We start from the raw sequence: 25,287 nt of genomic DNA, 5'->3' as shown, positions 1-25,287 counted from the left end.
CACAACGCCTTTGTAATGCTGTTGACTGATTCCATTCGTAAGCTGTTCTGATTAGAAGATCAGGGCTTTCAAAAAAATTCGGCCAGCCTTCTCCGGTTAACGGGAGAAGGCTGGCCGTTTAGTTTATTGCTACGGGGATTTTCAGTTTGCTTGTTCCCCACGATGCGTCAGTACCAACAGAGCGGGCTTTGACGTGGCCTTGCACGGTTCTGTGCATGCCAAGCATGACCTCGGCAGAAGTATTGCGTGTGGACTGGTATTCCCCGCGGAGGACCTCAGCCATTCTGGCTATAGACGAGGCGTAGCGGTTTCGCATGCTTGTGGATGGCAAGGACTGTGAATTACTACTCTGGTTGATCTTGTGGACTTTTGCAAACTTCTTTGAAAATCTGTATGGCACCAATGGCATGTGTTTGAATCTGCAGCACAAATATACAATTTCCAATTGACAGACTATAAGATAGTATTTGTACTTTCAACTAATAATATTAATTGGAAATAATGCTAAAAATTCACCTTCATACATTAATGTACCTAATTTTATACGTGGCTCACATCACAATATAAACTTTTATGTAATTTAACAATATTTATCTATATATTACAGTATTGAAAGGGTCAGAGCTGCCGTCATAAATACCCAATTATCTCTGCAAATCCACAAAACGGACAGAGTTTCTCGCATTTTCAAAATGAAAAATATGCTCGAATATCAGTCGCTAGACATTACCATATTGGCTAAAGCTCTGCTTAATGTCCAACTCACCGTGCAACCGGTTACAAAAGATGCTGAGAATCCCTTCACCAAAAGCTGGTAATCCAGCCTCAACAGCGTTATGGACGCCTGCCGTGATGCGCTTATCGAAAACGGCATCTGGCTGTGCCAGTTCCCTGTGCCTGTGGAGCAGCCCAACTCCATAGGGCTGGTTACCAAGCTGACGCATGCAGAGTCTGGTCAGTGGCAAAGCTCCCTCGCCGTGGTTCCATTACCCAAGACCGATCCGCAAGGCATGGGGTCGGCAATTACCTATGCTCGTCGCTACGCTCTAACCGCAATGTTGGGCATGGTAACTGAAGATGACGATGGTGAAGGTGCTAGAAATTGCAAAAAATCGCCTACACGGCCTAAGTTGCCCGTAATCCTCCCCGTGTCGTAAAAAGCACGCCAACGCGACCCATCCACCACAAACAACATTTCAGCCCCCTCAAATCGACCGCTAGCAAGCCTTGAAAATCTCCCACCGCTAGAAGGCATCACCTATCAGCAGGTTACCGCTCAGGACGGACGGCCTTGCATCATTGCCACTGGCAACACGCAGGCGAAAAAGGAATTGCTTACCGGTTCGGGCTTCCGCTGGAACCCGCAGAGAAAATTGTGGTGGAAGTATGTTGATGCCGCATAATGTAAATCAAAATACCAAGTAAGAGGGCTGCCTGATGGCGGCCCTCTTGCTTTTGTGGAGGCTAACCCATGGAACAGATGAACCGCACGGAAGGATTGCGGGCTCTAATCAGACAGGGCCTACAAGCCGTTGCCCACAAAGATACTCTTGCCCATCTGGGCGACAGTTCCAGCTACATCGGTATGAGCGACATTGGCCAGCACTGGGAATGCCCACGGGCAGCACTGGCAAGAAAGGTGCTCCCCACCACTAACAGCCTGGAGCGTCTGCTTACTCTGCAGCGCGGGCACTGGTTTGAATCTGGGGTTGGACAAGCTCTGGTATCGCTCGGCCTGCATGTTTTGCCCCAGCTTGAGATCAATTGGCATCATCATGGCGTGCCCATCAAGGCTCATCTCGATTTTGTGCTGGTCTGGGGCGCACCGGTCAATGCCATACGCATTCTGAAAGTGAAAAGCACAGACAAGCTGCCAGCTTCGCCGCATGATTCTCATCTTCTGCAATTGCATTGCCAAATCGATCTTCTGACAAAAGCTTGGAACAAACCCGTCTTCAGCCTCCGAGCTGAGGACGGCACGCTTATGCATGACAAAATGACATTTCCACAACTTTGCCATGCCCAACTTGGCCTTCAGCTGCACGCAACGGCTGCCGAGACAAGTATGGAGGCATGGTTGCTCTGCCTTTCCATGAAGGAGGTTAAAGCGTTCGGCCCCTACGGTTTCAATCAGGCCATGCTCGATACGGCCCTTGACCATGCGGCGCAGCTTTGGGGTGAGCTTGCAGCATTCCGCGCCGGGCACATAACTCTGGCACATGTGGATTGCGCTCAAGGCTTTTACCCATTGTGCTCGTACTGCGAACACAACGGCGACTGCCCTAAATTTCCGCAGGGCGTGCAAATGCCACAATGGGAGCCAGCTCTTGAAAAGCTGGCGGCCATTAAGGCGCAGCGTACTGCTTTGGATGCTGAAATTAAAGAAATGGAAACGGTACTCAAGCTGGTTCACCGCCAGGCTGGCACACGGGATTGGGTAGACACGGGAAACTACCGCTTCCGCATGTCAGTGGCAGCGGGTAGCACCACGTTGGATAGGGATGCTCTGCGCGAGGAGTTGGCCGAGATTCTTAACTCTGAGCACATGGGCGGCATCGACGTGGACACCTTGCTGGCCCGTTGCGAGCGCACAGGCTCACCTTTCGAAAAATTGAGCATTTCGCCCATAAACTGAGCTTCGGGAGATTATCATGGGGTATTATTCTGATGTGGCCCTGTGCCTGACAAAAAAAGGAATGGATCAGCTAAAAACAGATCTTGCAGAGGTAGAAAGGAACAATCCCGACAACTTTGCAGCAATCAAAATGCTCATAGGTGGCGAACCCAGCAAAATTGATGAAGGCTCAGGCTACGCTGTCTTTCTGTGGGAGGGGGAAAAGTGGTACGCAGAATTTGCTGAAGTGGCCTTTGTAGCAAAGCTAATGGACAGTTTGTCCAACGAAGACTTCCTGTTCATCCGTCTTGGCGAAGATTATAACGACATTGAAACTCGCGGTAGCTTTCGTGGTAAGCCGCTTGGGGCGTATGTGGAAAGAAAAATTGTAGTTGCGTGATTATTTCGGATAACGGCGGGTGGTATGGAGAACACGAAGGATATGTACTTCGGATTTCACAACGCGGTATGCAATAAAATACGGGAAATCTGCCAGCACAAGCTCACGAGTCCCCGCGACTCTTCCAGCCCTTCCCCGTGAAGAAAGAGAAGCAAGGCTTTGCCCAGCATTCCATACGCATTGGGCTATTTGTTCCCCTGCATTTGAGTCCTTTTCAGCCCAATACCCCGCAATTTCGTGCAAATCCTCAAGCGCTAGAGCGAGCCACCGCACAGGCCTATTTTGCATGGACGCCCCAACGAGCAAAGGCTCCCGTCACCTCTTGGTCAGAAGCAAACTTCCCCTCATCTGCCTGCCGAACACCTTCCTGAATGGCTTCGACCTGCCAGGACTGTTCGGCCACGTATTGCCTTACCGCCTCTGCCACCAGCCAGGAACGAGACCGTGAGGTAGCAGCGGCAAGCTTTTCAAGCTGCGCCTGCGTATCCGCATCCAATCGCGCTGTTACCGTAGACATGGGAATCTCCTTTGTCATTATTGTGTACATTCAAGACAAACGTGTCAATAGAACACACAGGAGTAATAATGCAAACTCCCCTTACTGATGAGCTTGATTCTCTTACCCCCATCGACCTCGATGCCGGTCATATTTTCAGCGGCAAGCCCTCCGGCACCACGGTCAGGGGCTACGCTGTTCCTTCGGCCTACACCCCGGCAATTAACCACGACTATATTTTCCATGAGTCCAGCCGCGATGTTGTGGTCTGGTTTCTCAACCCACAGGAACCACTGTACGTCTTCGGCCCCACTGGTTGCGGCAAAACCAGCTGCATCAAGCAGCTGGCAGCCAGACTTAACTACCCTGTCTTTGAGGTTACCGGACACGGGCGGCTGGAATTTGCCGACCTGGTTGGTCACCTGACAGTCAAAAACAGCAACATGACCTTTGAATATGGCCCGCTTGCGCTTGCCATACGCTGCGGCGCACTTTTGCTGCTGAATGAGATCGACCTAACATCCCCTGAAATTGCGGCAGGCTTGAACAGCGTGCTGGACGGCTCCCCCCTGTGCATAGCTGAAAATGGCGGAGAACTGATTGCGCCGCACCCCATGTTCCGCCTGGTTGCCACGGCCAACACCAATGGTGGTGGCGATGACACTGGCCTTTACCAAGGAACCCATCGGCAGAATCTTGCCTGGCTGGACCGCTTTACTATCTGCGAAGTGGGCTACCCTTCTGCCGATGTAGAAAAGAGCCTGCTTACCCGACACTTCCCTTCACTGCCCGAATCGTTGTGCGACACCATGGTGGACTATGCCAATGAGGTTCGAAAACTCTTCATGGGTGAGGCTACCACCAGCAATCTGACCAATACCATCGAAGTAACATTCTCCACTCGCAGCTTGCTTCGCTGGGGTGATCTGACCGTTCGCTTTCAGCCGCTGGCCCATCAGGGCATACAGCCCGTTACCTATGCCCTTGATCGTGCTCTGGCTTTCCGCGCAAGCCGTGAAACTCGCGCCATGTTGCATGAATTGGCTCAACGCATGTTCCCGCAACTAGTGGAGACTGAAGGTCTCAACGCTACATTTTCCGATAAATCAATGTAGGAGGCTAAATGACACAACTTGTTTCTGACATCCGCATTTTGGACAATTTATTGGCCCTCAACCTTAACGTCAGTTTGTGGTCAGCCCGACGCAAAATGAGTCAGGAAGACCTGGGCGGCGCAAAGCTGCCCCCTGAAGACTTGGCATCGCTGGGTTCCAAGCGCATTGCCGATCCGGAAAACCTCAAAGTATTCGGCACACTCAAGGCCCGCGCCTTCAACTATCTTGACCGGCACGGGGTACGGTTCATGTCTGGCTGGGCCATCCCTGAAGAAAAGGCTGGCGAGATCGTGCAGGAGCTGCTCAACATCCGCACCGAATTCCAGAAAGAAAAGGAAGCATTTCTGGCTGACTATGACCAAAATGTGCAGGCATGGATTGAGAAGCACCATCAATGGGGCAAAATTATCCGCAACTCCCTTGTAGGGCCTGATTATGTACGCGCCCGCATGGATTTCCGCTGGCAGCTGTATAAGGTGGCCCCGCTTGAGCAGCACGCAGACAACACCGCTGTACTGGAAGCCGGATTAGCGGAAGAGGTACAGGGCCTCGGTGGCACGCTGTTTGATGAGGTGGCCAAGTCAGCTGACGATATATGGCGCAGAGTTTACTACGGAAGGACGGAAGTGACCCACAAGGCACTTTCGCCGCTGCGCACCCTGCATGCCAAGCTCACAGGCTTGTCCTTCGTAGAGCCTCATGTAACCCCGGTGGCTGACATCGTGCAGGCTGCACTGCTGCGCATGCCCAAGAAGGGCAACATCACCGGCACAGATCTGCTGCTGTTGCAGGGTCTAGTTTGCCTGCTCAAGGACAGTACGGCCCTTGTGCCCCACGCCCAAAAAGTTGTTGAGGGTTATGGCCCGGCCTCTGTATTGGATGCGCTGCTGGCCGGTCCGGGCGCTATAGTTGAACAGGATGAAAGCACGATGCAGGTAGATGGTGCTGTTGATGAAGAAGATGACGAGCCCATTCTGCCCGACATCACCGAGGCGGACAGCCCGTTGCCGCATCCTGCCATACCCAGCCTGGGCCTGTGGTGACGTCATGATACGCACAAAAGATGTACTCAACTGTCTGCCCCTGCTGGCGTCCATCCTTGGTGACCATTATGGAGTGCAGGTTCGTATCGGCGGCAAGGAGGCCTGCACCAACGGCAAGGTCATTCACTTGCCCTCATTGCCTATGGATTGCGAGCCTGAATTACTGGCACTGGCTAAGGGTTTCACAGACCATGAGGCTGCCCATATACGGCACACTAATTTTAGTGTGCTTAGGGCCGCAAACCTTGATTCTGTGACCTTCTATTTGTTCAACAGCCTTGAGGACTGGCGCATTGAAAAGAAGCTGTCAGACTTTTTCCCTGGCTGCCGGAAAAATCTGAACTGGCTGATACGACGATTCCTTGTAGAGCGAGCACAGCCAAGGGCCGGGGAATCATCCCCGGCCCTTGCTGTTTTGGACTATGTGCTGCTGACGGTGCGAGCCTGGGATGTGGACGAAGTGACCCCGGCACGCCAATACGCGGCGAGCATCATGGCGCAGCATTTCCCCGGTCTGAAAGAGGCTCTGGATGCCATCTTGGTCAAGGTCCACATCCATTGCCCAGATACAGCGGCAGCAGTCGGGTATGCTCAACAAATTGCCATGTACATCCGGCAGTGGGAGCCGTCACAACAACTACGTATGCCCCACGAAAACACCACGCAAAACGAACGAATCCACGACGAATCACCGCGCAAAGGCAACACAAACGATAACGGTACTGCGCCTCGAGCGACAGAAAAGCCCAACGATTCTAGCACGCAAATTGAACAGCAAGAGCATCATGCCTATTCGCCTGAAGCATTAGACCCATTGCAGGCCTTAAGCGCTTTACCGCTCAAGGCCCTTTTTCATGCTGAAACCCAGGATCTACCCCAAAACATCGGGGAAATCATAGCGAATGAGCTTGCCAATTGCAGCGTTGAGTCCGCGGGCGATGCGCAGACTGTCGCTGAAGAAGGCATCCGACAAACAGCCGCCTTGCCTGCAGAACAGAAGCTGCAAGCACTTCAGGCTAGCATCGCCCTGCGCACACGGCTGCAAGGTTTTCTGCAGGCGCAAACCTACAGACGTTGTATCACTGGACGCAGGGGCAAACTCCATACCAGTTCTCTGCACCGCCTACAGGTTGGCAATACTCGTGTTTTCCAAAAAGAATCACAGCAGCAGGGCATTAACACTGCTGTCCACATCCTGCTGGACGTAAGCGGCAGCATGGCCGGTGCACCGATTAATCTCGCCAATCGGGCCTGCTTTGCCGTGGCAAAGGCGCTGGGGCACATTCGTGGCGTGAATCCGGCAGTGACTGCCTTCCCTGCTACTGCAGGCACGAACTCTGTATTCCCCATCATGCGGCACGGGCAGGCAGTGCCAGACTTGTTTGATATTCGGGCTTCTGGCGGGACACCGTTGGCTGCGGCTTTATGGTGGGTGCTGCAAACTATGCTGCCCCTTAAAGAGCAGCGTAGGATGATTCTGGTTATTACTGACGGCATGCCGGACAACCCGCTAGCTGCAAACAACGCCATCGGGGTGGCACAAAAACTTGGCTTTGAAGTTTATGGTCTTGGCATCAGAAATGAACACATAACCTTCCTGCTGCCGCACACCAGCAAGGTGGTCAACGACTTGCCCGATCTGGTGCCTGCCATGTTTGCCATGCTGCAGACGGGGCTATTAAAAGGAGCTAAGAATGGCTGAAAATCCCTCTGCTCACAGTCTTGAGGCCTCATCATGGCTTGTCATTGCAATTGCCCTGCTAAAAGCTGCAAAGGCTATCTGGGATGAATTGAAAGCCTAGATGTGAAGGATAATGCCCAACAAGGCCATATTAGTGTTACAATGTTGGGTATTATCCTTGCAGAAATGGGCTAATCCGGGATTTCACCAAAAGGAAAGAATCAACACTTAAATCAGAGCCTATCTAAAATTGATAAATGCCCTGAGTTGCTCTCGCTTAGCAAGTTTATTCGTCTATTATAAATTTGGAGCGGGCAGTTTTGTGGGGTAAATCCGCCTTCATCATCGCTTAAGCCATGAACTATCAATTTGGGAGTACCAGCTTTTACCCACATGCTTTTTGAGGAAGGGACAATCAGACCCACAAACAGCACGAAGAGCATAAGCGTAAGTAGATGCACAAGCCGGTGGGCGAAATCATACTAATTGCAAAAGTAACACCTTGCGCATTTGGTGCTCTGTAACCAACCTCAAACTAAGTTATACTGTCCCATCCAGAATAGAGTAAAGAGGAGCAAAAGTTAAAAGAAGCAGGTGAAGTCGGGCGTCTTCTACTGCTATAGAAGACAAGTCTTCTCACTGTCCAAGAGAGTTGCACGCCGTAATCACAAAAAAGTCACGCGACATAACGGACAGAATGAAAAATTGTAGTAAAATTGACCATGCAGTTCCTAGAATTGGAGCCGATCAAGACACACGCAAACAAAATACAAAATGCTGTCTCTACCGCTTAAGCCATTTTTTTAAGGCCTGCATAATCTTTGATAACTCTAGTGGTTTTGATAAGTAGTCATTCATGCCCGCAGCAAGGCATTGATTTATGTCCTCCTGAAATGCGTTAGCAGTCATAGCAATGATGGGTACGGTTTGTGGGTCGCTTAAGGGCGCTCCATAGCTCTCCAAATGCAGCTCCCGGATTTTGCGTGTGGCCACAATTCCATCCATAATAGGCATTTGAACGTCCATAAAAATCAAATCATAATGGTTGGTCATGAATCTTTCCAAAGCAAATACACCGTTGATGGCAATGTCAACATTCGAAATACCCAATGACTTAAGTATTTCAATAATTATTTCCTGATTGATCTCATTATCTTCTACGACAAGAATCGTGCTTTTTGAATAATCTGTTAGCATGCTGTCATCACAAGCTATATTCATATCTGAGCTGATCCTGCATTCCTGAGAAACTACGAGAGGTATTGAAAAAGAGAATGTTGAGCCCTGCGATAACTGTGATTTAACATTGATTTCGCCATCCATCATTTCGACAAGCAGGCGGCAAATAGCCAGCCCCAGACCTGTCCCCCCATACCGCCTGCTTATTGAGCTATCAGCTTGTGAAAAAGGCTGAAAAAGTTGTTTTGCCTGTTCAGGGGAGAGACCTATCCCTGTATCCGCAACACTAAAGAAAACACTTTTTTTCGTAGAATCCGTGCTATCTGGTTCAACAGATGCTGCAAAGGTAATGTTGCCAGCATCGGTAAATTTTATAGCGTTATTCAAAAGATTAAATAATATTTGTGACAGCCTGTTGGAATCACAAAAAATGCAGTCTGGAAGGTCTTCAGAAAAATGGCGTTTAAAACAAAGCGCTTTTGCTTTGGCCAGCGGTTCGGCAATGCTGGCGACCCTTGAGAGCAAAACGGGTAAACATGTATTCGTTGCTTCAAGTTCAAGCTTTCCTGCTTCTATTTTTGCAAGATCGAGTGTATCATTAATAATTGTCAATAGAATTTCTGAAGAAAATTTCATCTTAGTGAAATATGATCTTTGTAACTCAGAAGCATCATGCATTTCAAGTAACTGTAGAAAACCGAGAATAGCATTTAATGGAGTACGTATTTCATGACTTATTGTTGATAAAAAATTACTTTTTGCTTTTAATGCTGCTTCAGCAGATTTTTTACTAATTTCAAGATCGTATGTTCTTTTTTTTATCAACGATTTTAACTTTCGCGCAAATACAATATGTTTATCTTGTAATTTTTTTTCAGCAGTTATATCAACGCCAATACCAATAATACGCTTTGGTTTTCCGTGCAAATCAACCTCAACCACTTGCCCTCTGTGCCTCGACCAACGCATTTCTCCAGAGCATATTTGCATTTTAAACTCTAAATTATAAACATCTTCAACTTGTTTTTCTGAGGCCAGCAGCTTGTCAAATTGGAGACGAGTAGAGGAATCCCAATTATTATATATAAATTCAATGCGTTTTTTACCTTTATGGGGGGGGCCTGGATACTTCCAAAAATTGCACCATTGCTCATTGTGATAGAATATTCCACTTGGGACATCATAGTCATATGTATATATGCGTGCAGCATTAATAATATCTTCCAAATACAGTTTCCCCTTATCAAGAACTTTTCGAAAATAGTTGGCTAAACAAACTATAAGCAAGAATGATATTATCAAAAAAGTTAATGATAACATCATACCTAATTTGAACAGGTATGAATGGCTTAAGCCTAAGCTGTCCTCATCGAACAATAAAAATAAATTTATTCCCCCTAAATCAATGCCGATTTTCTTAACTAAATATGATTTCCCTCGGACCTCTAAAATTGCATCATTCTTTATTTCACCAGAAACAAAGCAAGACAAATTACTATATTCATCCAAGTCTGAATATAAAATATCCCTTGAGTTAGATAAAACCATTTTATAGGCCAGATCAGTTCTATATCGCGTTAGCTCTCCATTGATCATCTTGGATTGATCAATAGCAATGAGAGCAAATCCCGTGTGCAATCCTTTTTCTAAGAATTCTGAAATAATGTATAAATATTTTCTGTCGCTAGAATTTAACACTTTTATGACACTGGGATCCTGTCTGTTTTCGTCAATAGTGGATGCGATTCGCGCCTTATCTATGAGGGATGAAATATTTCTGTCAGAAATGACTATGTCAAGATCCGTGTCCAAAATATATATGGAAGTGTAAGCATTAAATGCTGACATTGAGGTCAAGAAGGAGGCAAGCTTGTCTATTTGAGCATTACTCATACTTAAAAAATTTATTTCATTCCTTACAAGATATTCTGTTATTGCTTCAAATGAATGAATACTATCGTCAATTGCAGAATCAAAAATAGATTGAATTTGAATAAAAGCCCCATGCAAATCGTTTTCTATTTCTCTTTTTCCGGCTTCAAACGACAGCCAGAAGGAGAGGGCAATGGGAACTGTCGTCGCAAGAGCGACTGTACAAAATATTACATAATAAAAATATTCTGTAATTCTATTTCTATACATTATACGACTCTAGTTACTTTTTAACTATAAATGTGCTTTGATTTTTTCTGCATTCCACAGGAAGCCACAAAACAGACTAATCAGTCTTTGGCAGGTATACCATATGAACTATTTTTTTTGCACAAGACAAGGATTCAAGTCCAACCTGCTGCACAACTCTTGGGGTATGCTCTTTTGTTTTTCTATAATATTATAGAAATCATCTTCAATCCATTCTATTATACAGTGAATACCGTCTTTTCCAACACTCTTCCATCCGATATTATCAGTAGAATCATAATAATGATGAGTGAAACATAAAAAAAGAGTCAAACGCTTTGCTTGGATGCTATAATGTGTATTTACGCATCGGCATACAACAATAATTTCCAGTTCCTTTTTTAGTGTTTTGTATAAAATTAATTTAAGTACATTTTTTTTTGAAAAAGATTCCTTAAGCTTTACGACATCACAAACTTGGTCGATTTCTATCCGCACGCCACCAGCAGAAATATTTACAACCCTAATTTTTTCATCACTCTCATTTTCACTACAACAATAATTGGGAATGCCAAGCTCTGATACGTCAGAAATGGTGTCTGCGCAAAACCACAACCCAATCTCTTTCACCATTCTTTTTGTTACATATACTCGTTCGTGGCGTTGAAGTTGTTTTTCGATAAAGTTGTCTGGGGTTGCAACTTCAATATATGAACAGTTATTTTTTCTTGAAAACGTATTCTTTATAACATAAGAATTACATAAAAAACAGTTAAATGAATTGGTGTTTTTAATTTTTAATTTGGTTTTTGAAATAGTATTTGGTATTTTTATATACACACTACACTTTTCTCCATGCAATGTATCTGGAATTATTTTTTTATCTGATTTTAAAATAATTTTTTTTAAATCAACATTTATAATGTCGCAAAGGATATTTTGCATCAATGATTGCCTATTAATAAAATAAAGCCGTACTGGAATACAGTTTTTTTCTCCGACATACATTATTTTTAATGCACTCATATTATAAAATATAAACAATTTTTTTATAAAAAACCACTTAATCTTCTGATATGCGTTCATATTTCATTTACCTTCAAGTAATTTGCAAGATTACGTAATGGATCCTAAAAAAAGACCACTGAGGAGGTATTCCGTCAGCGGCTTTTAAGTTCCCTTATAGCTATGCATAAAATTTGATAAACATTCTTCTTCGTATTCGTATAAATATTTCATATAGAACGTGAATATAGTCAATTCGAAAGTTTTAAATACTGATTTGAATTTACTATATATCCAATTAAGAAGGATGGTTGGATAGACAGACTTAACGTCTCCTCGCAAAATGAGCCTTTTATAAGCAGGTGCTCCAGACATGTGGACACAAGAATAAGACTCAGAGAATTTGATAGGGAATTATTGTGGCCAATCCGACAGTAGCTTAGGTAAGGATGCTACATGTGAGACTATCAACGGCAAAATAAAAAATTGAGTTTAATGGACATGCCGCCACATTTGGGGTCAAGCCGTGGAGGAACTCCCCTTGGCTTGAGCTGCTAAGGCTGTCCATCCGCTTCGTACTGTCAAATTTTTGTGGGCAGAACGAAACGCACGCTCTATCTCTACCACCCATAAATACAGATATTGTTGCTTCAGATCACGCCAGTGCCATTCCTTTATTACGCTGCCCAAAACGCCCAAGCTCAACCATAAAGATGCGAACATTAACCGCCCTAGCGTCCGTGCATACTTGTAGCCCAAAATTCATATCATAATGTAATTATTAAATATTTGTGTTTGTTAAAGCTGTTCATCACATTTCCAGCGGGCACACAGAAACCAGCACAACTGGAGTTCGTCTTGCACCAAAAGAGCATCGCTTGGCGTTGACAGTGCCAGTTCATAATAGCCACCTGATACAAAATGCTGCGCCGCATCGTGATGTACATGATATCGCACATGCATAGTCCAACATTGCAATTGCTTTGCCGTAACAGGTGATGATACATCGTGTAATTCAAATTTTATTGGTTTGTCTTTCGGCCTCTTGCAGACTGCACATCTCCCACTTAAGCATGCATTTCGTACTCAATTACAACTAATTTGTGATTATCCATCGCTTTATATGTTGTGTAATTTTCTTATCCAATCTGCAACAACTTCAAAAAAATTTATGATACATTTCATGAAAGATAAATTGTAGTTAAATTCGTTGATCTACGGATAATAGCACGTGATCGTTGCTGTTTGAAAATTTAACCATGGGCCGAAATCAAGCGTGGGATAGCTGTGTCGACAATTTTACGTCTTTGTTCGAAGCACAAATTTTGGCAAAGGCTTGCGGTAAAAAAAATGTTCCTTCACTGCGAGGTGCCCGATCTTGACATGAATTCCTTCATCCGAACTTCATCTCCCTGTTAGGCAGTCTGTTCCTTGGGCTGCAGGCAAATGCAACATCCAAACAAAACGCCAAAAGCAAATAAGCGTTCAAAACCATGTCTTTCCTACCCTGCCCTGCAGCCCTGCCAAAGTCCTATCAAATTTTAGACCGACATTGCGGATTACAACGACGAGTAAGCGTTTTTCTCTAGTAAAACAGCACAGATTTTGCTGAACTCATAGCACACCCATCACCCCTGCAGCAAATCTACGCAAAGCTACCTGTCACGACTTCAGGTCTGAATCACCCACAATCCGCCCATTCTATGGCATAGAGATCTTCGGCATTTTGTTTCTGCTGGCCGTACTCCTTCAGGCCGATCCCATCAAAATGGTGCGCGCTGAACCCCGTTGCAAAAGCAACCCCTACTAAGAAGTGCCAATCTACTTATCGACCCAACAGCACCGCAGATATTCGATAAAATTAAACTATCATTCGAAATTATTGCATTGAGTTTTGTCTAAAACTGGATGTAATTATAAAATTTACAAAGCATTAACAGAGGAAACTAAAGCAGTTGCAATATGTACCAAAGCATATTCGATGTGTATTAAAAAACACACCAAAGTATAAGACCAAGCAATGCGCTTCTTATAAAACTAATTAAATCATTACTTTTTTTCACACAACACACTAATTTTCTATTAATATTCTAGTCATAATTGAAGTGAGGTCGCGGTGATTAGAGAGCGAAGTGGAGATTTTTTGCAGTGGCTCAGGGGATTTTACTTTGTGGCGAAAACTGGCAACCTTAGTAAGGCTGCCGAGCATATGCATCGCAATGTATCGACAATTAGTTACCAGATACGCAGTCTGGAGCATGAACTTGGAATTGCTCTTTTTGACAGATCAAAAAAAAAATTAATCCTTACACAATCCGGAATAAAACTTTTAAATTGGGCAGTAGAAATTTTCATTTTATTTGAAAAGATGAATTTAGATATTTTTTCTTATAAAAACAACTTCAGAACTAACATAACAATAGCAACTAACATGGCCTTTTCACCTTTTCTTACGCAATCTATTGCGCAGTTTACCAGTTTTAACAATTCAAATATAAAAATTTTTGAGTGTACTTGCGTTCAGGGATTAAGCGCTCTGCATGACGGCAGAGTTGATATGGTAGCTGCTGGCGGTTTGACTTTGCCAAGCGAAGAAAAAATGAAAGTTTTGTTCACCGCAAGAAGAGTACTTATTTTACCCAAGGATAGCCCTTGGGGCATTTCAGCCAAACCCTCGTTGGAAGAATTGCGCCGATTGCCTCTTATTGGGTTCAATGTTGAAGACATCACTCTATCGAGTATCGCCTCTCAAGAACGCCTCAATATGCTGCAATTATATGAGATTAACTCCACAATCTCTACTAACAACTACCTTGTCACATATGATTTAGTGCGCCAAGGCCTTGGTGCTGCTGTTGTTGATGAGATATGTCTCCTTGATATTAGAAATAAATTCTTGGATGACATTGTGGCAATTCCTGTTGACCATGTCCTTCCATGCAACGATTATGGAATAATTATTTCTGACCACAGGCAAAATGATGTATATATAAACAGACTAGTAAGCATAATTAAAGAATATGCAGCGCAGCTTACAGAGGAATTATTGCTCAAATTGTAGCATATTCAATGACAATTACATTTACTGATATGTTTTAATATTCATCAGATGCGCCACTATAGTATAACTATCTAACATCAATAACAAACAAGTACAAACTTGCACGACAAATTATCTCGAACGCAACTAAGGTTAGAACGCCCCCGATATTAAGCGCATAAAAATAAAACGAAGCAGGTTCTGGAACGAGCTATTCTTGGGATATTGAGGCAATCTGCGACTGAAGTACTAACTGTTGATCGGCGCCAGCTATGTGATATCTTTGATACCGGCTTTTATTAAAGGCATTGCAAATTCATAGAATAAATATCACTGATATAGAGCTATTATGCAGTTTTATGATGATAACACCAGATAAAAAATGTTTCCTCTTGGTAGCGGATATTAACGCAATCGCCTTGGCTGATCGGCTATAGCATTCTACAGACCATGTTTAAGTCAGGGTTTGCCATGAGCGCAGGAGGAAGGCTTTATCCTCTCATTTGAGTTTTCGTGTTTGGTTTGACATCAATGGCAGACTGCTCTGCACGTAGCATTCATACTGGTGAGGAAGACTTACGATTTCTTGGCGGGAATTTTTTAACACCTGAGCCTTCCACGTAAATGCCTCGTAACAGTCTGCTGTTTTTATAAAAAACTATACACATATTACTGGTTTATAGAGGTCCTCCCCTTGGGGTCAGCTGCCAGCTATTGAAAGATATATGATCACAGATGTAAGCAGATGAATAAATATAATGATAATGAATATCATTATCATTTACATAGCTAGTTATTCGTGCCATAAAACTCAGGCGGATTGAACAACCTCGCTGAATGACAGTTGCTATTTGTAGGAGATCTCATGGAAATGACGGCAAACAACCAATCAATCCATCCCTAAGAACAGGCCCTCTTTTTTTACTGCATGTGAGGTGGTTGCAGTTCTTGCTAACCTATAGCCAAAGGGGAACAGCATGAAAAATGATCATAGTAACAAACTTACCAACAACGCCGGAGCCCCTGTTGCCGATAACAATCGTGTACTGACCGCCGGGCCCCAAGGGCCGATGCTTCTTCAGAACGTTTGGTTTCTTGAAAAACTGGCTCATTTTGACCGGGAGGTGATCCCGGAACGTCGAATGCACGCCAAAGGTTCCGGTGCTTATGGCACCTTCACAGTAACGCACGACATCACACGTTACACAAAGGCATCAGTATTTTCTAAAATTGGCAAAAAAACAGATCTGTTCGTGCGGTTTTCAACCGTTGCGGGCGAGCGAGGCGCAGCCGATGCAGAACGGGATATTCGCGGCTTTGCCATCAAATTTTATACAGATCAGGGCAACTGGGATCTTGTTGGCAACAACACCCCTGTGTTTTTTTTGAGAGACCCCCTAAAGTTTCCTGACCTCAACCATGTGGTCAAACGAAATCCCCGCACCAACATGCACAGTGCGGCGGATAACTGGGACTTTTGGTCGCTCCTGCCAGAAGCGTTGCATCAGGTTACCGTCGTCATGAGTGATCGTGGCATTCCTGCTTCATATCGGCACATGCACGGTTTCGGCAGCCACACATTCAGCTTTATCAATGCACAGAATGAGCGCTATTGGGTGAAGTTCCATTTTCGCACGCAGCAAGGCATTAAAAACCTCACTGACGCCGAAGCGCAGGAACTAGTTGGTAAGGATCGCGACAGCCACCAAAGGGACCTTTTCGAACATATTGAAAAAGGTGATTTCCCACGTTGGACGCTATTTGTTCAGGTCATGCCAGAAGCTGCAGCAGAAAAACTTCCCTACCATCCTTTTGACCTGACAAAGGTGTGGTACCATAAGGATTGCCCTCTCATTGAGGTTGGCGTTCTGGAGCTCAATCGTAACCCGGAAAACTATTTTGCAGAAGTTGAACAAGCCGCTTTTAACCCCACCAATATTGTACCGGGCATAGGCTTGTCTCCTGACAAAATGTTACAGGGAAGGCTGTTCTCTTATGGGGACGCCCAACGCTACCGGCTGGGCGTTAACCACCACCTCATTCCTGTAAACAAATCGCGCTGCCCCTTCCACAGTTACCACCGTGATGGTCAGATGCGTGTAGACGGCAACTATGGGGGGCTCACCAATTATGAGCCTAACAGCCATGGGATATGGCAGGAACAAGCAGAATTTATCGAACCGCCTTTAAAAATCAGCGGAGATGCTGACCATTGGTCATATCCGTGCGATGATGCGGACTATTTCGAGCAACCAGGGAAATTGTTCAGAATAATGAGTCCTGAGCAACAAGAGGTATTGTTTGGTAATACCGCCCGCGCCCTCGGAGATGCTCCCGAAGAAATAAAGCTGCGACACATTAGGAACTGCGCAAAAGCTGATCCGGCATATGGAGCGGGAGTGGCACGAGCTTGCGGTATGCCGGCAGAAAAAATCTAGTTCCATACCATTACGGTAATGATTCGGCAGAATCACAATCTTTCTGCAACAGACCATAACACTTTAGGGTAGTGCCTTGTGCACTACCCTAAAGATAAACAGCTATATGCCGACCATAGGATAATAAAAACTTTATTGAGGCGCATTGTTTTCGCTTTGAATGAGGAGAGAGTCATGCCTAAGGCACCTAGGAGTTACATTAAGTTTTATTTCACACTTGTTAGTCTTCTTATTATTAATTTTGTCCTGACTATCCATGTAGTGTTTGCATCTACTTTTTCGTTAATGCCAACACTTGCTGCGGGTTGGACAGTATTCACTGTATTGTGCATATGGTTCGGCTTTTCTTGTTTGCGCCCAATGGCACACCAGCTTAGTATACATCGAAACGCAATAGATCGACTGGCTACTGGAAACTTGAGTGGCTGCCATAGTTCCAGTGAAAGTTGTTCCGCGATTATGCGAATGCGCACTTACGCCATTAAAGATCGAAATGCTATCTCGACTATCTCAGCTTATAGCATTGATTTTGAAAAAAACTCTGACCAAGCCAGCACTAAAGCCCAGACAGCTCAAAGTGACACTTCCGCCATTAATGATGAAACTCTGCTCCTCTTAGGTGAGATGGAATCTATTGATTTGTCCGCCAGAGAAGTTGCTAGCCATGTCGCCGGGATTGCTACAGGTGTAAGCCAAATGTGTCAATCAAGCCAATCCATTGCCAGTAACATGAAAAGTGCTCTGGAAGCTGCGGAGCAGGTATCACATACCGCCCGTGAAAACTCTCTTCGCATTGAATCACTTGGAGAACAGGCCGCACAAGGCATTGTTGGCTTACGCAACCTCAACGATTCAATCGCAGGTGTACGGGAACAGGCAGTATCTCTCAGAACGGATATGGAAGCATTAGGCCAGGACAGTCAGTCTATTGGTGCGATTTTGGGTGTTATTGCTGACATCGCAGACCAAACGAATCTCCTCGCGTTAAATGCAGCCATTGAAGCCGCCAGGGCTGGAGAATCAGGCAGGGGATTCGCAGTTGTTGCCGATGAAGTACGCAAGCTTGCAGAAAAGACTATGAATGCAACCAAAGATGTGGAAACGGCAATAAGATCTATCCAAACAATGGCCAGCAGCAATCTTGCTTCAACGGAACATGCCGTGACTGCAATCGAAAAAAGTATGAGTGTGGCCGAAGAGCAGATTCGTGAAACTGACAGCCTTATGGAAGCTATGCACATTGTGAGTCAAGAAGTCGGTGGCATTAATTCTGACGTTAATGCTCTCAAAGACATGATGTTTAGTTCTTCAAAAGCCACAGGTGAGCATTCACAAGCCTCTGTAAACATTGAAAAAATGATGACAACTATAGCTGAAATAATGGACAATATGCGCGACAGAGTCCACAAAGGGCATCTCTCAGTCCAAAATATATCTCAAAATGTAAAGTCTGTTAATTCTACAATTGCAGAGATGGCTACCAGCACCATTCAGGTCAATTCTTCGGCTAGGGAACTAACCAGTTTGACCAAAGGGATGAACAAATCCATTTGCGAATTCAACCTTGGTGATGAACCTTTTGATGTGGGTGCCATCAAAACTGCGCATTTGGCATGGCGGTCACGCTTGGAAGCGGTACTGCAAGGACATATGTTCCTGAAGTCCGCAGAGATGATCGATCACCACCAGTGCGCCTTCGGTAAATGGTATGACGGTGAAGGACAACGCAATTGGGGTAACAACCCAATCTTTCAGGAAATAGGAAAACTCCACGAACAGGTACATGCTTTGGCTATCCGCATAGCAGCCTTGGTCGAACAAGGTAACAAGAGAGAAGCACAAGACATTATGCCTGAATTTGAAGAAGTTCGCCAAACGTTGTTTGACGAGCTTGATAACCTCTATCTTGCCATGTCGACGTAAGAGGTTACTCGTCCTGCCCTTACCCTCCGCACATACCACTTGTAAGTTAGTGGCTCCTAGTGGGCTCAGGTTATATTCTTTTCGCGAAATTCTTCTGGAGGCAGTCAACCCAATAAGCTATGTGGTCACCGCTGACTATAATCATGCAGTCCGGGCGCAAGGGAAAGAAACACGTGCGGCTTTAACACCCATCAATGACATATCCACTTCGAGCACTGGGCTTGAGCGATCCCACAAATCGACAATTGTCAAAATCCGGAGGTGTCACCCATCTATAAGGGAGTCACTTACAAAATCCATCGCCCAGGACGACGATATCAAGCACCTGTTCGCCCACCAGCCTTTTCAGCCGGACGCCCTCTTCCTCCAACTGGCGTAGCCGCTGGCGTCAGAGATACTCATCCCACCGACTGCTGCGCAATTTGTAAAAGGTCGCATCCGATAAGCCACTTTGACGGAGTTGATCGTCCGGACTCTCCAGCCACCGATTACCGCAGTAACCCAATAATCTGCTCTGCGTGAACCTGCTTGGTTTTATTCTTGTGCACTCCTATCTTAGGAACACTAACTTTTCAGCACAAGGACACATCACTTAAGGAAATCTTATATATCAGTTAGATAGCATACGCTGTCATTTCTTAAAAGTAACAATTTTTAAGAACAATCCTTTATAAAAGTTGATACTATTTGGCTTAACTTGCTTGTATTTTCCATTTTTTTATATGCAATTCAAAAAAACAGTAAAACATTTAAATTGACGAACGCTAACTGACAGTCAATGAATACTATTTCTATTTTAAAGAGACTAACGAGAGCTTTTACAAATGGATAGAGGTGCCACATGTGCTCGGCCACAGAGGAGCCTGCCGTATATTCAGGAAAGATGACGTGGACGAAGTGCTTGTGAGACACCCCTTGAGGTGAGGCTGATTGGCATGTGACCAGCATTAATCTGATTGCTACCAGATTAACAAGTTGTACGGAAAAATCAGTATTATCTAGAATGCTAAGAGATGTACATTTAGTAATCTACATGTAATTATTTACACAACATTACGTATGTCAAAGATAAATGTACACACTTTGTCGATAAACACAAAAAAGCTATTGAGAATCCGTAGCCGGTTAACAGAGTTTGCAAACCTTGAGCTTGCGCCAAAGGGTGTTGGAGCTGATGCCCAGCGTGCGTGCGGCTAGCGCTCGATTATGGTTGGTGCTTACCAGAGTTTTTTTCAGAATGCTGCATTCGCACACCTCCAGTTGTTCTTTGAGTGTCAGAGGGCTGGGAAATTGCTGAAACTGGGAGGGCATACAGTCATTTTCAAGGGATAACGGGTGCATGGTGCCAGAGGGGGGGACGGTTTGCATGGCACGCAATTCCTCCAACAATTCTGCTAGCAGAGTGTCATCGGGGACGCCATTGTCCAGCAGCAGGGTGTAACGGCACACTAGGGACTCCAACTCACGAATATTACCCGGCCAAGTATACTCAGACAGCATTCTCAGGCCATGTAGGGAAAAATGGTCTGGCAGCCCTCTGCGAGCGAGCAAGGTGCGTACGATGGATGGTATATCTTCAAGCCTGTGACGTAGCGGCGGCAGATGTAGGCTCAGTGTGGTCAGACGGTAGTAGAGGTCGGCGCGGAAACGCCCGGCATGCACTTCGTCTACCAGGTTTTTCCATGATGAACTGATGACGCGCACATTGACCGGAATAACCCTGTCACCGCCGACACGCATAATTTCCCCCGACTCCAGCACTCGCAGCAGCAGCGCTTGCAGTGCGGGAGAAATATCGCCAATTTCATCCAGAAAAATGCTGCCTTCGTTGGCTAGCGCGAAAAGCCCATCCTTGCCGCCGCGTCGCGCGCCGGTGAAGGCCCCTTCGTCATGGCCAAAAAGCTCGCTTTCAAGCAGGGTTTCCGACAGCGCTGCGCAGTTGATGGCGACGAAGGGTTGCTGACAGCGCGGGCTGGCGGCATGAATGCCGTGTGCCAATAATTCCTTACCTGTACCGGTTTCCCCCTGGATGAGCACGGAGGCTTCGGTGCTGGCAAAACGACGTGCCTTGCCGCGCAGCTGGCACATGACGGAGCTATTGCCTGTCAGCGTATCTAGATCATGCCGTGTGGCAAACCCCTTGCTGCGCAGGTGAGCGCGCAGCTTTACATCAATGCTTCGGATATCTTCGACGGGGCGGAAGGCGGCCACGGCTCCGCGCACTTCGCTATTGACAAGGATGGGGCGCGAATTGACTATAAATTCGTATTTTCCCACCTGGCGTACTGTATCCTTACCCTGCTCCGAGCGTTGCAGCGCATCGGGAATACCCATACTGCGCAAGGCAGCGGTTACGAAGGGTGTGGTTTTGCGTGCGTCCGCCTCCAGGAGTTGCGTGGCTCTAGAATTACAGGTAATGACCTTACCCTGTGCGTCAACTCCCACAATACCTTCGTGCAGGGAATCCAGAATACCCCGCAGCCATGCTGCCTGCTCGCGCTCCAGCCGTTGGGAAACAGCAATATTAACGGCTTCTTCCAGTGCTCTTTGCATGACGTCACTGCCCGGCGTGACCACCACACCTTCGCATCCCAAGTTACGGGCTATTTCCGCACAGATACCACCGCCAACAACACATCCCACGCCATTTGCCACCGCTTGGTTGATCCCCTCTCGTAAGGTTTCTGTTGTGGTGAAAGAAATGGTGACAATGCGTATTCCCAATAATTTTTCAAGCACTTCCCAGCCCGTGGGTGGGGCATCGTAACAGGTCAATGCAATGTGGTGCGTGTGGCGCCTTGCGTACAATAACGCCCGCAGCACATCCAGATGGCTACGGGCGATGGTGACCACCGGCTTGTGCAACTGTTGGCGCAAAAGTTTACCAGTGGCGCCGCCGCCAAGGATAACTTCAGTACCTTTTTCCAGTAGAGAACGGGCCACGGGGACGGCTTTTTCCATGGTGGCAAGGCTAATTTCCATTCCAATGCCCAGCCTTGCGGCATAATCATGTACCGTGGCGGCAATAGCACTAGAGTTGGAAACAAAGGCAAATCTGAAATCCTTTTTATCCATACATACTCCCGATCTGTTATTGCACCAACACTATCGCATTCTGCGTATCAATACAAGAAACGACGGTCGATGTCATACAACGACCGTCGTAAGGAGAAAGAAAGCAGTACATTACAAGATATGAAACAAGAAAAAATCGCACAGTGGTTGTATACAATGTCATTCCCAGCCGCGGCAAGCCGGGGTGATGCTGCCAACAACAGGTTCCTCTTTACCCTGAAGAGTTTTCACAGTGGCCTTCGGCTATCTCTCAAGAAATACGCTTTTTATTCCTGCTGGAGATCATCGGGTGATATCCCTTGCGCAAAAATTCCTTTCTTACAGTCATACATAACACTGTGTATCCCGTGAAGGAATTACTAGAAAGGCCACGGGGCGGTTGGATCCCACACTGGCAGCCCAAGAAATGCATACCAAGGGACCATAACGAATATGCCGTATCCAATAGCCATCAAGACAGACACCCACCCCGCCTTTGCATAGTCAGCCATGGAAAAAGTGTTACTGCTGTATGCAATTACCGCAACAGTGATCTGCGTGGGCAGAATGTAAGCAAAGGTATCCGTGTCGGCCACAAGCATGGTAAAAGCCACGGGATGCAGGCCGAGAGTCGGGGCCAGTTTGACAAGAATAGGAGCAAACAAGCTGACCGCAGCCACATTAGACAGCATGCCAAGACGGATGATGTGCGTGCCAACCATGATGATAAGCAAGATCAGCCACCACGGATGCCCAACGGCAAAAATGTGTATATGTTCAGCGAGCCATGCAGCAAGACCGGAGCTGCCCATGCACTGAGACATGGAGAGGGCCCCGCCCAACATGATCAGTGTTCCCCATATGGTGCGTTCCTGAATCTGTTTCCAGGTGAAGGGGAAAATTCCCGGGATAAAAAGTAAAATCAGGCCGAGCATGGCTACAACATGGCTGGGAATATGGTGCCAGCTTTGTGTCATCCACAGTGTTGCAGTAAATCCAAAAATAAGCAGGATGAGAATCTCGCTTTGCGAAATCTGGGGCAGGCGCTTGAACTGCTCTGTCAACACCTGGGCTCCGCCTTCAATTCCCATATTTTTTGTCTTGAAATGTGAGCGCAGCCAGAAGTTAGTCAGAAAAAACATACCAAGATATGGCCATTGCAGAATGAACCAATCAAGATAGGATATATCAAGATGCAACTCTTTACTGAACAGACCCACGAGAACAAGGTTGGGCAAATGCGAAGTAAGGATGCACATACCGGAAATCATGGAACCATAGACGAGCACCTGAATCATAATATGCTTTTTTACGGCGCGCTCGGCTGGCGTATCACCAAAAAGATTCGTGATGCCGTTAACAATGGGCAGCAACAGCGCTCCGCGGGGATTCGCTCCGGGGACAATAATGGAAAGAATAAAATTGACGCCGAAGAGGCCCATAATGGTGCTGTTGGCGCTTTTAATGCGCAGTTTGTGCAGCAGGGTTATGGCAATGCGTTTATCTATACCTGCGACCTGTATGATGGCGGCCATGATAAACGCTATCATGCAGATAAAATATGCATTGGAGGTAAAGCCTGAAACGGCTTTAGGAAATTTGTCAACGGCCCCGCTCAGGGTAAGCAGCATGGGAATCGCTACCCCGGTTATGCCCACAGGGATGGCTTCGGAAACCCAAATTATGCTGGCCCATGCAACCACCGCCAAGGTCGCCTTGCCTTGCTGTGAGAGCCCTTCCGGTTGTGGCATGAATAATATGATGCCCAAAAAAACAACCCACGCAAGAATAAAACCAAGAAATGATTTCTTTGGAGATACTCCCGCCATGTCGGCGTTACCCCACAGAGTAGTCAAAAAGCGGGCTAGTCCAAAACGAGGGCAAGGCGTAGTAGATGGTGAATCCTGCAGCATACTTACCTCTCTAAAAAAATTCCAATTTTGAAGAAATTTTGAAAAGGGCTGGAAGTTTGCCTCAACCCCCTGCAGGGTAGTTATGACCTGCAGGGGGAAGTTCGCTTCCACTACAGCACGACATCGCCTACATATTGACGCTTGATGGAAAAATGTTTCTTCCACGTACTCCAGGCCCGCATGCCCATGATCATTTCCTCATCCGGGTCGCCCTGCGGGAATGCATGAGGATTGTCGGCTTCGGCCCAAATACCTTTTTTGCGGCGTTCTTCGCGCTGGTTAATAAGCCAATCGTTGTAGCTTTCAAATACAATGTGCCCTTCGAAACCGTCCAGCGTAGCAGCGCGGATGCGTCCATCAAATTCTACGTATTTGCTAATCATTTTCTCGGAAGGCATTTCAGGCGTTACATCATTCTTGTAACCGGCTTCCTCAAGTTCTTTTCCTGCAACGGCAGCAAAAATGCGCTGATCACGCTGACTCAACAAGTCTTTATAAATGCCCACATACTTATCGCTGATGGCGTGCCCCAGAGGTGCGTGATCGCGCGAAGCGCCACGCGCTTTGGCCATGTCAGTCTTGTAGAAGTCGAACATGCCCGTTTCAAAATTTTCGCCAAGGAATTCGCATACACCACGCATGATTTGGTCTGGTTTGCGCACAAGGTCTTCATAGCGCACATCCAGCCACAGCCCTTTGTCCGAGAGCGGTTTACGCCAGTCTTTAACTGCATTCCAGCAGCGCTTCCAAGAGTGGGCGGCGCAGTAAATATTGGTGGGGCCAAAAGAGGATTCCATGTAGTCCACGCAGGAATCGCGCCCGTCGCGAGTAATGTAAATAAACTGGGCATTGGGAAAATCGCGGTGCATCGCATCAATAAAATAGAGATTGTGCGGTGTTTTTTCGCCCCAGCGTGGTTTGTTGCTGTATTGAGCGAAGCGCTGGTGCATGGCTGCGTAAAGCCCTGCGAAACTGCGCTCAGGGGCTAATTCAATGACCTCGTCGAGGATTGTCCGAGGGTTAACCTTCATACCCCACAGGGGGGTCTTAAGACCAAAGACCATTTCGCTGGCTAACGTACGGAAATTCTCGGACTTGCCAAGATCACCGTAAGTATGCAGATACGGATAAAAGCGGGGATAATACCACACGACCTCCGGGACAGCGATGCGTGAATGACTACCGAGAAGCGCCATAACCAGCGTGGTGCCAGAGCGTTCCGCACCGATCATGAATATGGGACGTTCATCAAGTGTAATGGGCAT

Annotated in this window: 15 protein-coding genes and 1 pseudogene; 9 read left to right on the top strand and 7 right to left on the bottom strand. The window is 46.3% G+C overall.

The annotated features are described in order from the left end of the window. Positions 1–833 precede the first annotated feature (833 nt). The 3 genes and pseudogenes from F8N36_RS05725 to F8N36_RS05715 all read left to right on the top strand — a co-directional run. Positions 834–1,157: pseudogene (locus F8N36_RS05725) on the top strand (ERF family protein); the annotation flags it as partial. 314 nt (positions 1,158–1,471) lie between these two features. Beyond that, entirely contained in the window at positions 1,472–2,635 is a 1,164-nt protein-coding gene (locus tag F8N36_RS05720) for a hypothetical protein (RefSeq protein WP_291331843.1), read from the top strand. Positions 2,636–2,651: 16 nt separating this feature from the next. Next, positions 2,652–3,014, top strand: a complete 363-nt coding sequence (locus tag F8N36_RS05715) for a hypothetical protein (protein WP_291331842.1) — start codon at positions 2,652–2,654, stop codon at positions 3,012–3,014. On the opposite strand, the gene F8N36_RS05710 is transcribed toward F8N36_RS05715, so the two are convergent. After that, the gene (locus F8N36_RS05710) at positions 3,015–3,302 is read right to left on the bottom strand and encodes a type II toxin-antitoxin system RelE/ParE family toxin (protein WP_291331841.1); all 288 of its coding nucleotides are present in this window, start codon (positions 3,300–3,302) and stop codon (positions 3,015–3,017) included. It abuts the gene before it with no gap. Beyond that, positions 3,292–3,531, bottom strand: coding sequence for a ribbon-helix-helix protein, CopG family (locus F8N36_RS05705; protein WP_291331840.1), 240 nt, complete (start codon positions 3,529–3,531; stop codon positions 3,292–3,294). The genes F8N36_RS05710 and F8N36_RS05705 overlap by 11 nt, the downstream gene beginning before the upstream one ends. 68 nt (positions 3,532–3,599) lie before the next feature. Here F8N36_RS05705 and F8N36_RS05700 point away from each other — a divergent pair, with 68 nt between their 5' ends. Genes F8N36_RS05700 through F8N36_RS05690 form a run of 3 tightly spaced genes read left to right on the top strand, consistent with a single transcriptional unit; the run spans position 3,600 to position 7,370 of the window. After that, positions 3,600–4,625: an AAA family ATPase gene (locus tag F8N36_RS05700; protein ID WP_291331839.1), complete on the top strand. Its 1,026-nt coding sequence runs from the start codon at positions 3,600–3,602 to the stop codon at positions 4,623–4,625. 8 nt (positions 4,626–4,633) lie between these two features. Continuing rightward, positions 4,634–5,668 (top strand): DUF3150 domain-containing protein, encoded by a 1,035-nt coding sequence (locus tag F8N36_RS05695; protein ID WP_291331838.1) that lies wholly within the window; start codon positions 4,634–4,636, stop codon positions 5,666–5,668. A 4-nt stretch (positions 5,669–5,672) separates the two neighbouring features. Further along, positions 5,673–7,370, top strand: coding sequence for a hypothetical protein (locus tag F8N36_RS05690; protein ID WP_291331837.1), 1,698 nt, complete (start codon positions 5,673–5,675; stop codon positions 7,368–7,370). A gap of 762 nt (positions 7,371–8,132) precedes the next feature. Here the strand turns inward: F8N36_RS05690 and F8N36_RS05685 are convergent. Together F8N36_RS05685 and F8N36_RS05680 are read right to left on the bottom strand one after the other, a co-directional pair. Further along, positions 8,133–10,670: an ATP-binding protein gene (locus F8N36_RS05685; protein WP_291331836.1), complete on the bottom strand. Its 2,538-nt coding sequence runs from the start codon at positions 10,668–10,670 to the stop codon at positions 8,133–8,135. A gap of 108 nt (positions 10,671–10,778) precedes the next feature. After that, positions 10,779–11,675 carry a hypothetical protein gene (locus tag F8N36_RS05680; RefSeq protein WP_291331835.1) on the bottom strand — a complete coding sequence of 299 codons (897 nt, stop codon included), beginning with the start codon at positions 11,673–11,675 and terminating at the stop codon, positions 10,779–10,781. 2,095 nt (positions 11,676–13,770) lie between these two features. Between F8N36_RS05680 and F8N36_RS05675 the strand changes: the two genes are divergently transcribed. The 3 genes from F8N36_RS05675 (at position 13,771) to F8N36_RS05665 (ending at position 19,055) form a co-directional block, all read left to right on the top strand. Then, positions 13,771–14,715 carry a LysR family transcriptional regulator gene (locus tag F8N36_RS05675; protein ID WP_291331834.1) on the top strand — a complete coding sequence of 315 codons (945 nt, stop codon included), beginning with the start codon at positions 13,771–13,773 and terminating at the stop codon, positions 14,713–14,715. 956 nt (positions 14,716–15,671) lie between these two features. Beyond that, positions 15,672–17,132 (top strand): catalase, encoded by a 1,461-nt coding sequence (locus F8N36_RS05670; RefSeq protein ID WP_291331833.1) that lies wholly within the window; start codon positions 15,672–15,674, stop codon positions 17,130–17,132. A gap of 174 nt (positions 17,133–17,306) precedes the next feature. Further along, positions 17,307–19,055, top strand: a complete 1,749-nt coding sequence (locus tag F8N36_RS05665) for a methyl-accepting chemotaxis protein (protein WP_291331832.1) — start codon at positions 17,307–17,309, stop codon at positions 19,053–19,055. 1,125 nt (positions 19,056–20,180) lie between these two features. On the opposite strand, the gene F8N36_RS05660 is transcribed toward F8N36_RS05665, so the two are convergent. The 3 genes from F8N36_RS05660 to F8N36_RS05650 form a co-directional block, all read right to left on the bottom strand. Then, positions 20,181–22,130, bottom strand: a complete 1,950-nt coding sequence (locus F8N36_RS05660; protein WP_291331831.1) for a sigma 54-interacting transcriptional regulator — start codon at positions 22,128–22,130, stop codon at positions 20,181–20,183. 359 nt (positions 22,131–22,489) lie between these two features. Continuing rightward, positions 22,490–24,133 (bottom strand): DASS family sodium-coupled anion symporter, encoded by a 1,644-nt coding sequence (locus F8N36_RS05655; protein ID WP_291331830.1) that lies wholly within the window; start codon positions 24,131–24,133, stop codon positions 22,490–22,492. Beyond that, complete coding sequence (locus F8N36_RS05650; RefSeq protein ID WP_291331829.1) at positions 24,133–25,287, bottom strand: sulfotransferase; 1,155 nt, start codon at positions 25,285–25,287, stop codon at positions 24,133–24,135. The genes F8N36_RS05655 and F8N36_RS05650 overlap by 1 nt, the downstream gene beginning before the upstream one ends.

This window comes from Desulfovibrio sp., from assembly GCF_009712225.1.
Classification (GTDB): Bacteria; Desulfobacterota; Desulfovibrionia; order Desulfovibrionales; family Desulfovibrionaceae; genus Desulfovibrio.
The sequence above is the reverse complement of the archived record's forward strand: the minus strand, read 5'-3'. Positions and strand labels throughout refer to the sequence as shown.

Excerpts from the sequence above, each read along its gene's own strand:
- F8N36_RS05720 (WP_291331843.1), top strand. The coding sequence starts at position 1,472 with ATGGAACAGATGAACCGCACGGAAGGATTGCGGGCTCTAATCAGACAG.
- F8N36_RS05715 (WP_291331842.1), top strand. The coding sequence starts at position 2,652 with ATGGGGTATTATTCTGATGTGGCCCTGTGCCTGACAAAAAAAGGAATG.
- F8N36_RS05710 (WP_291331841.1), bottom strand. The coding sequence starts at position 3,302 with ATGCAAAATAGGCCTGTGCGGTGGCTCGCTCTAGCGCTTGAGGATTTG.
- F8N36_RS05705 (WP_291331840.1), bottom strand. The coding sequence starts at position 3,531 with ATGTCTACGGTAACAGCGCGATTGGATGCGGATACGCAGGCGCAGCTT.
- F8N36_RS05700 (WP_291331839.1), top strand. The coding sequence starts at position 3,600 with ATGCAAACTCCCCTTACTGATGAGCTTGATTCTCTTACCCCCATCGAC.
- F8N36_RS05695 (WP_291331838.1), top strand. The coding sequence starts at position 4,634 with ATGACACAACTTGTTTCTGACATCCGCATTTTGGACAATTTATTGGCC.
- F8N36_RS05690 (WP_291331837.1), top strand. The coding sequence starts at position 5,673 with ATGATACGCACAAAAGATGTACTCAACTGTCTGCCCCTGCTGGCGTCC.
- F8N36_RS05685 (WP_291331836.1), bottom strand. The coding sequence starts at position 10,670 with ATGTATAGAAATAGAATTACAGAATATTTTTATTATGTAATATTTTGT.
- F8N36_RS05680 (WP_291331835.1), bottom strand. The coding sequence starts at position 11,675 with ATGAGTGCATTAAAAATAATGTATGTCGGAGAAAAAAACTGTATTCCA.
- F8N36_RS05670 (WP_291331833.1), top strand. The coding sequence starts at position 15,672 with ATGAAAAATGATCATAGTAACAAACTTACCAACAACGCCGGAGCCCCT.
- F8N36_RS05665 (WP_291331832.1), top strand. The coding sequence starts at position 17,307 with ATGCCTAAGGCACCTAGGAGTTACATTAAGTTTTATTTCACACTTGTT.
- F8N36_RS05660 (WP_291331831.1), bottom strand. The coding sequence starts at position 22,130 with ATGGATAAAAAGGATTTCAGATTTGCCTTTGTTTCCAACTCTAGTGCT.
- F8N36_RS05650 (WP_291331829.1), bottom strand. The coding sequence starts at position 25,287 with ATGCCCATTACACTTGATGAACGTCCCATATTCATGATCGGTGCGGAA.